At 52.1% G+C, this 584-nt stretch carries 1 protein-coding gene; it reads right to left on the bottom strand.

What is annotated here, in order from left to right; translation table 11 throughout:
• Nucleotides 1-584 (bottom strand): helicase-related protein (locus R7P74_RS28015; RefSeq protein WP_318123944.1); only part of this gene is annotated, 584 nt, incomplete at both ends.

The following is a 584-nucleotide window of genomic DNA, read 5'->3' on the forward strand; positions in this document are numbered from 1 at the left end:
CTTTCACGCAGCACACCGAGGCGTTTTTGCGCGGATTTCGACAGAGGGGAGTGGTACAGCAGGACACAGTGACTGGCAACCGAGCCTCGACCGACGCGGCCTCTTAACTGGTGTAATTGAGCCAAACCAAGGCGTTCAGGGTTTTCGATGATCATCAAGCTAGAGTTTGGCACGTCTACGCCAACTTCTATCACCGCCGTGGCTACGAGCAGGTGGAGCTTGTTGTCTTTAAACTCTTGCATGACAGCTTGCTTTTCGGCGGGTTTCATACGGCCATGAACCAAGCCAATTTTTACATCTGGCAGTTTGCGCTGTAACTCTTCGGCGGTGTCTGCTGCGGCTTGCGCTTCTAACACTTCTGATTCATCGATCAGCGTACACACCCAATACGCTTGCTTGCCTTCGTTAAGACAAGCGTTTCGTACCCGCTCGACAATGTCGTCACGTTTGGTATCTGGAATGGCAACGGTTTGAATCGGCGTTCGGCCTGGTGGTAATTCGTCTATCACCGACGTTTCCAAATCAGCATACGCTGTCATTGCTAGCGTGCGAGGAATCGGATGCGCCGTCATTATTAGCTGATG

This window comes from Vibrio sp. 2033, from assembly GCF_033339735.1.